The organism is Amycolatopsis umgeniensis (genome assembly GCF_014205155.1).
Taxonomy (GTDB): domain Bacteria; phylum Actinomycetota; class Actinomycetes; order Mycobacteriales; family Pseudonocardiaceae; genus Amycolatopsis; species Amycolatopsis umgeniensis.
Genome location: NZ_JACHMX010000001.1, coordinates 3,601,684 through 3,615,627, shown reverse-complemented (window position 1 = coordinate 3,615,627; position 13,944 = coordinate 3,601,684). Strand labels below are relative to the sequence as shown.

General features: G+C 68.6%; 12 protein-coding genes. 7 read left to right on the top strand and 5 right to left on the bottom strand.

Annotated features, from left to right (window positions below; all coding sequences use genetic code 11):
* Positions 1–6 precede the first annotated feature (6 nt).
* From HDA45_RS16685 to HDA45_RS16670, 4 genes are all read right to left on the bottom strand, one after another.
* Entirely contained in the window at positions 7–840 is an 834-nt protein-coding gene (locus HDA45_RS16685) for an ABC transporter permease subunit (RefSeq protein WP_184896324.1), read from the bottom strand.
* A complete protein-coding gene (locus tag HDA45_RS16680) occupies positions 837–1,607 on the bottom strand; it encodes an ABC transporter permease subunit (protein WP_184896322.1) in 771 nt (256 codons plus the stop codon). The genes HDA45_RS16685 and HDA45_RS16680 overlap by 4 nt, the downstream gene beginning before the upstream one ends.
* 8 nt (positions 1,608–1,615) lie before the next feature.
* The gene (locus HDA45_RS16675) at positions 1,616–2,563 is read right to left on the bottom strand and encodes an ABC transporter substrate-binding protein (protein ID WP_184896320.1); all 948 of its coding nucleotides are present in this window, start codon (positions 2,561–2,563) and stop codon (positions 1,616–1,618) included.
* A 307-nt stretch (positions 2,564–2,870) separates the two neighbouring features.
* Positions 2,871–3,890, bottom strand: a complete 1,020-nt coding sequence (locus HDA45_RS16670) for an ABC transporter substrate-binding protein (protein WP_246480728.1) — start codon at positions 3,888–3,890, stop codon at positions 2,871–2,873.
* 674 nt (positions 3,891–4,564) lie between these two features.
* On the opposite strand from HDA45_RS16670, the gene HDA45_RS16665 reads away from it, so the two are divergent.
* The 6 genes from HDA45_RS16665 to HDA45_RS16640 all read left to right on the top strand — a co-directional run bounded on the left by HDA45_RS16665 (position 4,565) and on the right by HDA45_RS16640 (position 11,025).
* A complete protein-coding gene (locus tag HDA45_RS16665) occupies positions 4,565–7,681 on the top strand; it encodes a sensor histidine kinase (protein WP_184905710.1) in 3,117 nt (1,038 codons plus the stop codon).
* Between the two features lie 20 nt (positions 7,682–7,701).
* A complete protein-coding gene (locus tag HDA45_RS16660; RefSeq protein WP_085939650.1) occupies positions 7,702–8,160 on the top strand; it encodes a roadblock/LC7 domain-containing protein in 459 nt (152 codons plus the stop codon).
* Positions 8,161–8,185: 25 nt separating this feature from the next.
* A complete protein-coding gene (locus HDA45_RS16655) occupies positions 8,186–8,965 on the top strand; it encodes a DUF742 domain-containing protein (protein ID WP_076158620.1) in 780 nt (259 codons plus the stop codon).
* Positions 8,946–9,554: a GTP-binding protein gene (locus tag HDA45_RS16650; RefSeq protein WP_026467043.1), complete on the top strand. Its 609-nt coding sequence runs from the start codon at positions 8,946–8,948 to the stop codon at positions 9,552–9,554. The genes HDA45_RS16655 and HDA45_RS16650 overlap by 20 nt, the downstream gene beginning before the upstream one ends.
* A gap of 430 nt (positions 9,555–9,984) precedes the next feature.
* Positions 9,985–10,407, top strand: coding sequence for a roadblock/LC7 domain-containing protein (locus HDA45_RS16645; protein WP_020631857.1), 423 nt, complete (start codon positions 9,985–9,987; stop codon positions 10,405–10,407).
* A gap of 6 nt (positions 10,408–10,413) precedes the next feature.
* A complete protein-coding gene (locus HDA45_RS16640) occupies positions 10,414–11,025 on the top strand; it encodes a DUF742 domain-containing protein (RefSeq protein ID WP_184896319.1) in 612 nt (203 codons plus the stop codon).
* Positions 11,026–11,326: 301 nt separating this feature from the next.
* Here HDA45_RS16640 and HDA45_RS16635 read toward each other — a convergent pair whose 3' ends face one another.
* Positions 11,327–13,570 (bottom strand): helicase-associated domain-containing protein, encoded by a 2,244-nt coding sequence (locus HDA45_RS16635; RefSeq protein ID WP_184896317.1) that lies wholly within the window; start codon positions 13,568–13,570, stop codon positions 11,327–11,329.
* A 93-nt stretch (positions 13,571–13,663) separates the two neighbouring features.
* On the opposite strand from HDA45_RS16635, the gene HDA45_RS16630 reads away from it, so the two are divergent.
* Positions 13,664–13,846 (top strand): hypothetical protein, encoded by a 183-nt coding sequence (locus tag HDA45_RS16630; RefSeq protein ID WP_184896315.1) that lies wholly within the window; start codon positions 13,664–13,666, stop codon positions 13,844–13,846.
* Positions 13,847–13,944 lie beyond the last annotated feature (98 nt).

Here is a 13,944-nt window from a genome sequence, read left to right as displayed (position 1 = left end):
CGAAAACTAGATACGGCCGTTGCGGGTGGGCTGCCAGCGGAGCACTCTCTGCTCCACGGCGAGGAAGGCCGCGTTGAACCCGAAGCCGAGCAGTCCGAGCAGGACCAGCCACGACCACATGAGCGGGAAGTCGAACGCCTGCTGGGCGTCCATCAGGGACCGGCCGATGCCGTTGTAGGAGCCGACCAGTTCCGAGATCACCATCAGCAGCAGGGAAATCGACAGGCTCAGCCGCAGGCCCGCGAAGATCTTCGGCCCGGCGGCGGGCAGCACGATCGAGCGCACCCAGTACGACCGGGGAGTCCGGAACGATTTCGCGGTGTCGATCTTCACCTGGTCCACCGACCGGACGCCGTCCACGGTGTTGAGCAGCACCGGCCAGATCGCGCCGAAGATGATCGATCCGGTCTGCATACCCGGTCCGAGTCCGAAAAGGACGATGAACACCGGGATCAGCGCGGGCGGCGGCACCGAGCGGAAGAACGCGAAAAGCGGTCCGACGTAGTCCATCCCGTGCTTGGACCGGCCCAGCGCGACACCCAGCGCGACACCGAGGGCGCCGGCCAGCAGCCAGCCGCCGAGCGTCCGGCCGAGGCTCGGGAGGACGTTGTCGAACACCGTGTCGGTCAGGAACAGCTGCGAGACCGGCCCCGTGAACCACAGTTTCGCCGAGGCGGTCAGGATTTCGGTCGGCGGCGGGAAGAACGGGCTCTTGCCGAGCCGGGCCGAGAGCTCCCAGATTCCCACCAGGGCGAAGAAGAGGAGCCAGTTGCGGACCAGGATGCCGAGGCCCCGGCCCACGCGCCTGCCGACGCGGCTCGTCAGCGTGAGGGTCGTCACGAGATCGCCTCCCGGTCGACCGTGCTCCAGCGGAACGCCCGCCTGCCGATCATTTCGAGCCCGCCGTTGATGAGGAAGCCGAGCGCGCCGACCACCACGGTGCCGGCGAGTACGAGGTCGAACCTGGTCGAACCGGTACTGGCCTGCATGATGAAGTTGCCGATGCCGAGTTTGGCGCCCGCCAGGAACTCGGTGCTGACCACCGCGATCAGCGCGATGTTGGCGGACAGCCGGACCCCGGTGAACACGAACGGCGCGGTATGCGGCAGCGCCACCGACGTCAGCGTCCGGAATTTGCCGGTACCGCAGGCCTTCGCGGTCTCCATCAGCACGGGGTCGATCTCGCCGAGCGCGTAGATCGTGTTGAACATGATGGGCCACAACGACGCGTACACGGCGAGCGTGATCTTGGCTTCGGGGCCGCCGCCGATCAGCAGGAGCACCAGCGGGATCAGCGCGACGGCGGGGATCGGCCGCAGGAATTCGACGACCACCGCGGTCGCGGTGCGCAGGCCGGGGATGCTGCCGAGCAGCAGACCGGCGGGCACGGCGATGGCGACCGCGATGAGCAGGGCGATCGCCCACGCGAGGAACGTGGCGATCAGGTCCCGGATGAACTGCGTCTCGCCGAACTGTTCGAAGATCGTCACGAGGACGACGGACGGCGGGGGGAGGAACTCTTTACGGACCAGGCCGGCCTGGACGATCACTTCCCAGACGAGGAAGAAACCGGCCAGACCGGCCAGGGCACGGAGAAAACGTGGCACCTTGACCTTTATCCAGCTTGAGGGGCGAGCATCGGGGCGGCGTCGAGCTTGGCCGTCAGCACACCGGTCTGCAGCAGCAGGTCCGGTACCCGCTGCAGGCGGCGCGGGTCCAGGGTGGACCCGAACGTCGGCAGCGTGAGCAGGGACGCGGTTTCGGCGTCGACCTTGGCGTACTTGACGATCAGCGGTTCGATCTTGGAGCGGTCGGCCGAGTCGCGCACGGCCTTGGCCATCGCGCGCTGGAACGCGGCCAGCGTCTTCGGGTTCTTGTCCACGAAGGACCCGAGCGAGCCGAAGCCCGCGAGGGGGAAGTCCTGGGTGGCGCCGGTCGCGATGTCGACGACCGGGGTCGCGCCCGCCACCTTGGAAGCCTGGGTCAGGAACGGCTCGGGCAGGTAGCCCGCGTCGACCTGCCCGGACAAGAGCGCGGCGGAGATGTTCGGCAGCGCCATCGGCACCCACTGGACCTTGCTCGTGTCGACGCCGTGGTCCTTCATCACCGAGACGGTGAGCAGGTGGGAGGCGGTGTTCTTGTCGGTGATCGCGATCTTCTTGCCCGCGAGGTCGTTGATCGTCTTGACCGGCGAGGCGGGCACCGTGACGACCGCGTTGCTCTTGGGGCTGGCCGAAACGGAGTCGGCGACGAGCCGGATGTCGGCCGCGCCCTTGCTCTTCGCGACGAAGAACGGCATGTAAGTGGAGAAGGCGATGTCGACCTCGCCACCGATCATCTTGGTCATCGAAGCCTGACCGCTGGGGGCGTCGACCGCTTCGACCTCGAGACCTTCGGCCTTGAAGTAGCCGCCTTCCTGCGCCAGCCGCAGCGGCGCGAGGTCGACGACGGGCAGCAGGGCCACCTTGATCTTCGGCTTCTCCAGGCCACCGTCGCCACCACCGGACGCTTTGGACGAATCCTCGCCCCCGAGGGCGCCGCACGCGCCCAATGTGGCCAACATGAGCGCGCTCAGGGCGACACCGATGGCGCCCCGTCCTCTACGTACACCGCTCCTGCTCATGGCGTCTCGAAACAAAGCCAGCTCCTCGGAAACAATGAATCACCGTTTGGGTTTTCATCCGTGTCGTGGCTTCATTTTCGCCAGGCACGCGGTCACCTTAGAGATTTGCCCACTCACTCACAATGGGTGTCGTGAGCGGGTGATCAATTTAGGCCATTCGCCCGATCGCATGATCACCCGCTTGGACAAGATTACTTTTAGTGATCGAATTGCTAGTGGAACGGCATTTCGGAGTAACCGCGTGTCATCAACTCGTGGTCTGGGCCGCGATCATCGGGCCGACGTCGATCTTGGTCTGGATCGCGCCCATCTGCAGGAGCAGGTCCGGGACCCGCTGGATGCGGCGGGGGTCCAGGGTGGACTGGAAGGTCAGCAGCGTGGTCAGCGCGGCGGTGTCCTGGTCGATCTTGGCGTACTTGACCAGCAGCGGCTCGATCTTGGAGCGGTCGGCCGCGTCGCGGGTCGCCTTCTGCATGGCGCGCTGGAAGGCGGCCACGGTCTTGGGGTTCTCGGTGGTGAACTTGCCGAGAGCGCCGTAACCGGCGGTGGGGAAGTCCTGGGTCGCGCCGGTGGCGGTGTCGACGATCGGGACGGTGCCCGCCTGCTTCGCGGCCTGAGTGATGAACGGTTCGGTCAGGAAGCCGGCGTCGATGTCGCCGTTCTTGAGCGCGGCCGCCATGTTCGGCGGCTGGACCGGCACCCACTGGACCTTGCTGAAGTCGACGCCATGGTCCTTCATCACCGACTTGGTGAGGGTGTCGGACACCGTGTTCGGCGCGAAGATGCCGATCTTCTTCCCGGCCAGGTCGTTGATGCCGCGCACCGACGAGGTCGGCATGGCGATGATCGCCGTGCTCTTGGGGCCGGCCGACGAGGCGTCGGAGACCAGCTTGATGTCGGCGGTGCCCTTGCTCATCGCGATGAAGAACGGGGTGTAGCTGGCGTAGGCGATGTCGACCTCGCTGCCGATCAGCTTGGTCAGCGAGATCTGGCCGGTGGCGGCTTCGACGAGCTCGACGTCCAGGCCTTCCGTCTTGAAGTACCCGCCGTCCTGCGCCAAGCGCAGCGACGCGGTGTCGATGGTCGACATCGTCGCGACCTTGATCTTCGACTTCTCGAGGTTCCCGGAGCCTCCGGAGGAGGAGGACGAGTCGTCCCCGCCGAGCAGGCCGCAGCCGCCGACCGACGTCGTGACGACGGCCGCCATCGCGAGTGCGATCGCCCCACGCCGCCCCAGGCTGGCGCTCAAGGCCTTCTTCGAAAGCAAAGTGGTGCTCCTGATCGAGGGGGAGGACACGTGACGACGTGGCCTGATGCGGAATTCGGAAGTGACTCTTTGTCGGAGCCACGCGCTCACTGTAGAGAACGGACAACGTGCTCACAATGGGTGGTCATCCTATGATCCCCAGTGGTAACGATCACCCGAACAGGTTGTTTGTCAGAAGTGAACACAACTCGGCGTGTTCGTCGACGGCGAGTGGCGAGGGTTTGTTGCCAACTGAGCGTCAACAGGTCAAGACCCGTCCGGTGCCTTCTTGGCCGTCTTGTCCAAAGGGTTACATCTGGGCCTGCCGTTCGCTACCCTCATGCACCGGTAGTGAGGTGTGGACCACTGATGTAGTGAAAGAGAGTGCCTTGGATGGCCGAACGCTCTGGACCTTTCCCGAGGTGCAAGGCACTCTGTGTTGAACACGTCGAACACGTCCGTGCTTCACTGGTGCGCCCCCGCGCACTGGCGGGTTAGGCCGAATAGACCAATGACGCCAGGCGGGGTTTCGGTCAAGTGCACCTGAGAGACTGCGTCGAAGACGACCTCCTCATTCGGAGGAGTGAACACTCACACCGCGCACATTTCCGCCAGGCGGCGGGAGCGTGCGGGTAGTGGTCTCCGACAACCGACCCAGACAGCAGTACGGCCAGCTCGAGAACGGCGTGTCCAAAATGGGCTTTCCCGGCCCGGATGAAGATGATGGTGGTGCGGCGGTGCCGAACGAAGACACCGCGGGGGTGGGAGGGACCCCTGCGCGGGAAACCGGAGACGGTCCTGGCGGGAAGGTGGCCGGGTCGTTCCTGGGCCTGCGCAACTGGCGTCTGCGATCCAAACTCGCGGCCGTCCTGATCATTCCGACGCTGACCGCGCTCGCGCTCGGCACCCTGCGCGTGGTCGACGACGCGGGCGAGGCCGCCCGGTTCCAGGACACGGCCGACCAGGTCGCGTTCGCCGACAAGATCACGCTCGTGGTGCACGAGCTGCAGAGCGAACGCGCGCTCGCCGTCGCCCGGATCGCGTCGGACGACCCGTCGCGGCAGAACGGTCTCGACGCGCAGATCGCCAAGGTCGACCGCGCTGTCGACGATCTGCGCGCCTCGGCGAACCAGATCAACCCGGACGATCAGGACACGAGGGATCGCTACGCGCGTGGTCTGCAGCGGCTCGACGCCCTGCGCCCGCTGCGTGGCGCGATGAACACCTCGTTCCTGGGCGACACCCCGGTCCTCATCGCCTACTCCGGCATCCTCGACTCGCTGGTCCAGCTCGGTCGCGAGGTGACCACCGCGGTGGCCAACCGCGACGTGCTCCGGCTCGGCGTCACAGTGCAGGCCATCAGTGAAAGCAAGGAGTTCATCGCCCGCGGTGACGCGGCGCTGCTGATCGCCTCCTTCCGCTCCTCGTTCCCCGGCGACCTGTTCGACCAGGCCCGTTCGGCGGTGGCCAGCGGTGACGCCTCGACGGCGGCGTTCATCGCCAACGCGAGCCCCGAACAGCGCCAGCTCTATTCGGACACCTTCTCCGGTCCCGAGGTCGACGACCGGCGCCGGATCACCACGATGGCGTTCTCGCTGCACCAGCAGAACGAGCCGCCGGCGATCGACAACGTGGCGCTCGGCAACGACAGCCGCGTCGCGCTGGACAAGCTGCGCGCGGTCGAGACCAACCTGCTCGGCCAGCTGCGGGCCCAGGCCGACGGTCTGGCCACCGACGCGATCAACTCGGCCTGGATCGGCGGCGCGGTGGTGCTGCTGGCCCTGCTCGCGGCGCTGTTCCTGATGCTCGTCATCGCCCGCTTGATGCTGCGCCCGCTGCGGGTGCTGCGGAAGACGGCGCTCGACGTGGCGTACACACGACTGCCGGAAACCGTGCAAGCGATCCTGGACGACCCGGACCCGGTCAACGCCTCGAAGCGGTCGGTCGAGCCGGTGCCCGTCACTTCGCGTGACGAGATCGGTGAAGTGGCGCGCTCGTTCGACGTCGTCCACGCGCAGGCCGTCAAGATGGCCGCCGAGCAGGCCCTCCTGCGGGAGAACGTCAACGGCATCTTCGTGAACCTGTCCCGCCGGTCGCAGCGGCTGGTGGAACGCCAGCTGGGCGTGATCGACAGGCTCGAGGCCGACGAGCAGGACCCGGACCACTTGGCCAGCCTGTTCGAGCTCGACCACCTCGCCACGCGGCTGCGCCGCAACGGTGAAAGCCTCCTGGTGCTCTCGGGCGCCGGTCTCGCGAAGTCGGTGCCCAAGCCGGTGCCCGCCGCCGACGTCATCGGCGCCGCGGTCTCGGAGATCGAGCAGTACGCCCGGATCGAGATCGGGATCGTCCCCGAGGTCGCCGTCCAGGGCCTGACAATCCACGACCTCGTGCACGTGCTCGCGGAACTGCTGGACAACGCCACCTACTTCTCCGAGCCGGAGACGAAGGTGACCGTCCGCGCGGTGATCACCCGCAAGAAGGCCCTCGCGATCCAGGTCACCGACCACGGTGTCGGCATGACCGACGAACGGCTCGCCGAGGTCAACACGAGGCTCGCCGACCCGCCGGACCTGGACGTCTCGGTGACCCGGCGGATGGGCCTGTACGTGGTCGCGCGCCTGGCGCGCCGCCACGGCATCGAGGTCCGGCTCCGGGAGAACGAGGACATCGAAGGCGGCGTGATCGCGCGGGTCGTCGTGCCCGCCGAGCTGCTCACGCAGATGCGGCCCGGCGTGCGGAACACTCCGCCCCCGCCGAACCGCTCGGAAACCTCCATGCCGTCGATGCCCTCGGCGTCCGAGATGTCGACTTCGCTGCCGAGCATCCCCGCTTCCGACCGCGGCCTGGAGATGACCCCGCCTCCGCCGTCGAAGCCGCCGACCCACCAGCCGGTCGCGCAGCAGGGCGGGCTCGTCCCGCTCGACCAGCCGATCAGCCTCGACGACCTCGTCGCGGGCAAGAAAGCGGCGGGGCCGTTCCTCAGCCCCGCGGCCCCCGTGGAGGAAAGCCCGGCGTGGCCGACGGCGGACGACATCTCGCCGACGAACGGCGACGGCGCCTCCAGCGGCACGGACACCCAGTTCGCGTCGCTCGTGCTGCCCAAGCGGGAGCCGCGCTATGTCCCGGTGACCCCGGCCGAGCCGCCGCGTCAGCCCGAGGAGCCCGCGGACACGGGCAAGTCGGCGCTCGAGGACGACGTCCCGACCAGGCGGCTGCCGATCTACCAGTCGGTGCTCTCGCGCTGGTTCAGCGAAGGTGACGAGGCCGGCGGAGACCAGCCGACCACCTACACCGAGCCGGTCGAGCCGCCCGAGTCGGACGTGCCCGAGCAGAACCGCAACGGCCTCGACGAGCCCGCCGAAGACTTCGACGAGCCCGCCGAAGAGGCGTTGCCCACTCGGACCCCGCAGACTGTTCCGCCGGAGACGGTGCTCCAGGACAATGGCTGGCGCAGCGCGTCGGACGACGGCTGGCAGGCGGCGCAGGTCCTGTACGAAGACCGGAACGACGAGATCACCTCGGCAGGCCTGCCCAAACGGGTGCCGAACCAGTACCTCGTCCCCGGTTCGATCGGCGGGAACGAGCCGAAGAAGGAAGACTCGTTCGCCGACAAGACTTCCGGAATGCCGGGAACGGGTGCGATCGCCCGCTCGGCGACGGCGGCACGAAGCCGGATGGCAAGCTTCCAGCAGGGCTACAAGTCGGGACGGCACGCGTTGAAGGACCGCCCACTCGATGCGCTGGATGACAACGGCGTTCCGGTGACTGGCAGGGGTGCGGATTCCCCTGCCGATGACAGCAGTAAGGAGTGAAAGTGACACGGGCGGGTGCGATGCAGCCGGGCGGTCCGGCGCAGCCTGGCGGCCAGGCGCAGGGTAAAGGACACACGAGCAGCTTTGCCTGGCTGATCACGGATTTCGTGCACCGGGTCCCGGGCGCGGCGCATGCCGTGGTGGTGTCGGCGGACGGTTTGCTGCTGGCCTCCTCCAAGGGTCTTCCCAAGGACAGGGCCGATCAGCTGGCCGCGGTCGCGTCGGGGCTCACCAGCCTCGCGCGCGGTGCGGCCAAGGTGTTCGAAGGCGGCACGGTCGCGCAGACGGTGGTCGAGATGGCCAACGGCTTCCTCTTCCTGATGTCGGTGTCCGACGGTTCCTGCCTGGCGGTCCTCGGATCGCCGGAGAGTGACATCGGCCTGGTCGTCTACGAGATGACCCTGCTGGTGGAACGCGTGGGACAACAGCTGACACCGGAGATGCGCGCGCAGCTACAGGGCGCGTCGGTCCGCCGCTGAGCGACCGGGAACCGAGGAGAATGCCGTGGACGACGGGCGCTTGAGGGGCGATGGCCGGCTCGGTGACGACTTCTCCGGCGGGTGGTCGGAACGTGACGACGGCCGGGAGGACTGGACGTCCTTCCGGGACCGGGTCGACCGCGAATGGCGATCGCGACGGGCACAGGGGTCGGACAACGACCCCGTGTCCCCGGACGAGGCCTCCCGCTGGCTGACCGATTCGAACGCGGGACAAGGACCCGCCGATTTCAGCGTCACGGATTACCGGGAACGCCTGCTCGGCGGTCCCGGGGCGGAACTGTTCGGTGGTGGCAGCGGTCCGCTGTACGACTCGGGCGAGTTCGCCAAGTTCTCCTTCGACAAGGAGGAGGAGCGCCGGGCGGCCGCCGCCGACCCTCTCGCCGCGGCACTGCCGCAGCAGGCGCAGAACGAGTTCGTCGACGAGCAGTACACCACCGACGTCGAATCCTCCGGCCTGGTCCGGCCGTATTTCCGTACGCGGGGACGGACCAAGCCGACGTACGACCTTGCCATCGAGGCGTTGATCTCGACCAGCGAACAGGGACGCGTGCTCGACCGGGTACGTGTCCCCGAACACCGGTCGATCTGCGACCTTTGCCTGGACACCCGGTCCGTCGCCGAAGTCGCGGCGCTGTTGCGCCTGCCGCTCGGCGTGGTCCGGGTGCTGATCGGAGACGTGGCCGGCCTCGGCCTGGTCCTGGTGCACACCGCCAGCCAGAACGTGGGTGACCGGCCCAGTATCGAGTTCATGGAGAGGGTGCTCAGTGGGCTTCGGAGAATTTGACTCCGACGCGAATGCGCCGCAGGTGGCCGGGCCGACTTCGTCGGCCAAGATCGTGGTCGCTGGCGGATTCGGCTCGGGGAAGACCACGCTGGTCGGAGCGGTTTCGGAGATCGATCCGCTGACCACCGAGGCCATGATGACCGAGGCCAGTACCGGCGTCGACGACAATTCGGCCACCCCGAACAAGTCGACGACGACCGTGGCCATGGACTTCGGCCGGATTTCGCTGGACTCGGATCTGGTGCTGTACGTGTTCGGTACGCCGGGCCAGCACCGGTTCTGGTTCATGTGGGACGACCTCGCGGTCGGCGCCATCGGTGCCGTCGTGCTGGTCGACACGCGACGGCTCGCCGACGCGTTCCCGTCGATCGACTTCTTCGAGAACCGGAAGCTGCCGTACGTCGTGGCGATCAACTGCTTCGACCGGCTGCTGCACCACCAGATCGAGGACGTCCGGCACGCGCTGACGATCTCACCGTCCGTGCCGATCATGGCCTGTGACGCTCGGGAACGTGAGTCCGCCAAGCAGGTGTTGATCTCGGTCGTGCAGCACGCCATCGCGCACGATTCGGCGTTGCGCGCGGGGTAGAAAACAGACGAATGCCCGGAGCGGATGCGGCCGTTGGAGTGAACTCGGCAGGCTTCACCCGCTTCGGGGGATGGCGTCACCGGCCGGACTGACCGCGAGGCGATCCCTCACGGCCGATTCAGTGCGGGCGTCACTCGATCGGGTGGCCTTACCGTCGATGACCTGCGGGGACACCGATTCACGCCCGGTCGCGCCGAGCCACCACGGGGTGACCCACGAATGCGTGGTTCGCGATAGGTCGACGCGGTGAGCGGCTGGACGTTTACGTTCGGTTAACACGTGCGGCCGGGTGGCGGGCTCGACACGATCGACGGGACGAATACGCTGGGTGGAGGCGTCTTTCAGCTCGCCGGTGCCAGGTCGGTGCTGGTCGGGGAGAGACGCCCGGACCACGCCGCCCAGGTGGTCTTGACGCAGCGAGGAGGGACTTGTGACGGCATCCGGACAGCAGCAGAGCTCGTTCGGCTGGCTCATCACGGATTTCGCGCGCCGGGTTCCCGGTGCCGCACACGCCGTGCTGGTCTCCGCGGACGGTCTTCTTCTCGCGCCGTCGGAAGGTCTGCCACAGGAACGCGCCGAACAGCTGTCCGCGGTCGCTTCCGGATTGATCAGCCTCACCGCGGGCGCGGCGCGCTGCTTCGACGCGGGCGGGGTCAACCAGACCGTCGTCGAGATGGAACGCGGGTACCTCTTCCTCATGTCGGTCGCCGACGGTTCGTCACTCGCCGTACTGGCCGCGCCGACCTGTGACATCGGCACCGTGGCCTACGAGATGACCCTGCTCGTCGAGCGGGTCGGGCAGCAGATCACCCCCGAGCTGCGGGCGCAGCTGCAAGGCGGCGTACGTGGGTAACGGCCGATGAAGATCACCGGATTCACCGAACCGGAACCCTCCGGCTGGGACTCCCTCTACCAAGGCACCGAACGCGAGGGCTTCGACTCCCCGAGCCGGTTCGAGCTGAGCTCGATCAGCACGGTCATGCCGCGCCGCCCGGTCGCGCCACCGGAACCGGCCCCCTCGTCGATGCCTTCGCCGATCCGTCAGTCGACACCGCGTCCCGCCTCCGCGGGCAACGGTGCCGCCGGTTCGGGTCCTTCGGGCAGCGCGCCCGCTTCGGTCTACCTGCCGTCCTCGGGCTCGCGCGTCCGGCCTTACACGCGCACCGGCGGACGCACCCGGACCGCACACGACCTGGCGCTGGAGGCGCTGGTGTCGACCAGCGACGACGGCCGCCGCTATCGCGGCGTGCGGACCATGGAACACCGGCAGATCTGCGACCTCTGCCTGGACACCCGGTCGATCGCGGAGATCGCCGCGCATCTGCGGCTGCCGCTGGGCGTCGTGAAGGTGCTCGTCGGCGACATGGCGGACGCGGGCCTGGTGCTGATCCACCAGACGGAGCTGATCCTCGGCGACTCTTCCTCGCGCGCTTTCATGGAGCGGGTCCTTCAAGGCCTTCGCGCCCTCTAACGCGGCTGAAGGACGCTTTCCCCGCATGTGACGCGGTGAAGGGCGCCTTGCTATGAGATCGAGGGAGGTGCCTGATGGGCGTGACAGTCCATGCGCATCGGAACAGGAACGCTGCGCCGCGTTCACGGACAGTGCGGTCCTTGCGCGGGGCAACTACCGCATTCAGAGGACTAAGCGCTGAGGCTGGCAAACCGTGGCGATGTCCCCAATGCCACATTAGGGACGCTCAGCGTCTCCAATGCCTCATTGGGGACACCAACCGAGGCCTCGGGATTCGCGTTTAGTCCTCTGAACGCGGGTGTCAGTCTTCGACGAGGGCAGCCGAGGTGATCCGGTGCAGCGGGTAGCGCTCGTTGTCGGTCCCTTCGAGGACCCCGCCGCCGACGCGCATCGGCCGCACCACGCGCTGGCTCGCCGTCCCGCGTGAGTCGACGAACCCGATCCACACCTCGCGGCGCTCCATGGTCGCCTGGGACAGCAACGCCAGCGTCGCGGAGGTGTCCCCGGCGCCGCCACCCTGCGGCGCGCGCACGGTCTCGCCCCGGCGTCGCGCCGAAGCGGCGTCACCGGCCCGGACGTGCGCGACGATCTTGCCGACCTGGTCGTCCGTCAGCCCGGCGGGTTCCCCTGGCGCCCGACGCGCGGCTCGCGCCTTCGCGGGCAGGCGACGTCCGGACGGCCTGATGTCCATGACGCGTCCGTCGGGGCCTTCGGCGGCCGGAGCGAACCCCGCGGTGCGAAGAGCGTCGAGGACTTCGGCGAGCGGATACGAGCTGATGAGCACTGTCGGCGCGATCATGCGCAAGCCGTAGTTCGCCGCGACGGAGCTGCCCATGACCTCCGCGAGCAGCGACGCGTCGTCGCAGCGCAGGAACGACTCGGCGGCCCCGCCGCGCAGCCGCCCGTGCCGCCGGGCGACGTCGTCGATCAGGTAGCTCAGCGATTGGGGCACCGGCGTCGCCGAGCGGGCCGCGAACAACGCGTGCAGTTCGCCCGCGGTCCGGCCGGTGTCGAGCGCGCGCCGCACGGAGGTCTCGGTGATCCGGTAGACGGTCGCGTGCCCGGCCGATTCGATGTCGGCGACGGCGGTCATCTCGGTGGCGAGTTCGGCTTCCAGCGGTCCCGGCGCGACCACGGTCAGGTCGGCCTGGACCAGGACGTGGTCCACCGGACGCGGCAGCGCGTCGAGCATCGCCTCGACCGCTCCGGGCCTGTCCTCGGCCAGCAGCGCGCGCGTCGCCGTGGTGAGCCCGCCGAGCCCGAGCAGGCCGAGCGCGGCCCCTTCGGCCATCGTCCAGCGGACGGTTTCGTCCCGCAGCCGCCCGCCCCGGCGCGGCGCGCGCCAGGCGAGCGACGCGACCAGCTCGTCGGTGCTCTTGACCCCGGCCCCCTCGGGCAGCGCGGCCAAGGCGAGGAGGATCCGCCGCCGCGAAGTGGGTGCCAACGGCCTTCGCAGGTCTTCCGACAGCGGTGCGATCGGCTTGTCCTTCGCGTCCCGGCCGCCGGCGAGACCGGGCAGCCGGGGCAGTTCGAGCCAGGCCTGCGCGACCGTCATCCAGCGCTGCGCTGTCGGCGACGCGAGCCAAGAATCGGTCAGCGTCGTCGGCACCCATTCCGGCACGGTCGCCTCGCTGTCGGCCACCAGCCCGGCGCCGACAGCGATCTCCGCCAGCAAGGTCACCCGCGATTCGTCGACGTCGAGATCCTTCGCGAGCTTCTTCAGCTCGCGGACCCCGAGCCCACCGGACTTCAGCACCGGCGGCGGCGTCTCGGACCAAGCGCGAAGCATGCTTTCGGTCTGGCGCAAGAACTCCATCGCCTCGCCCGCCGCGGTCGTGTCCACTGTGGACCGCTGATGCGGATGTACGGGGAGTTCCGGTTCGCGCAGCGACGCCGGTTCGAACACCGACCCGCCGCGCAGGGCGATCCCGAGTTCGCGCGGCAGCTCGACGGTCTGGTCGTCCCGGCGCAGCAGCAGCCCCCTGGCGAGCAGGCGCTGGACCGGGTTCTGCGCCCGCTCCAGCGGGACCTCGGCCGACGCGTCGCGGGTGCGGCCGATCGGCGGCCCGGCGGCCAGCGTCGTCAGCAGGGCGCGCTCGTCCTCGCCGACCTCCGCGAGCGCGGCGTCGATGTCCGTGCCGATGAGCGCGGGCGACGAAGATCCGAGTCCGGCCGGGAAGGGGCCGAGCGCGTCGCGAGCGGACGGCGGGACGCGCAGCGCGTCGTCCGCACCCCAGACCAGCGCCCGCGCGCGCAGCAACGCCAGCGCCTCGCCGATCTCGGTGCCCGTGAGCCGCGCGACCTCGGCCGCGGCGACCGGAGCGGCGTCCGCCCCGGCCAGCAGCAGGGCGTCGAGCACGGAGAGGGTGAAGGTGTCGAGGTCTTCGCAGGCGCGCGCGACGGAGCCCGGCGTGCCGGCTCGGGTGGCGAGCACGATCGTGTCGGACGGAGGTGGCGTGGACAGGTCGCGACGCGTGCGCAGTAGCGCGGCGAGTGCGTCGTCGGACTCCTGGCGCAGCCAGTCCGCCAGGGAGGGCGCGGGCATAGACGACCAGGATACCGGGCGGGTGATGGCCCGGCAGCCGCGTTCGGGCAGACTGTCCCTCGAGAACGGTTTGACCATGCTCTGGAGGACGTTGTGGCGAAGGGCGAGAACAAGAAGCGCGCGGGTATCGACCCCACGTGGCCCGGTGAAGACGGGGAGCACCCCGTCACCGAGCTCGCATCCGATCGGCAGGGCGCGCTGTCCCCGTTCGGCGACGTGACCTTCCCGCTCGACGCGGTGCCCTACGTGCACCCTCAGACCGAGATCAACAAGTAAGAAGTTACTGGTCAGTCACCCCCTGCGAGGCTCCGTGGCGGTCGTCACGGGAGTAGGTTTTCGATCGACCTATTCGAGCGTTCCTCAGCGGGGGTAGT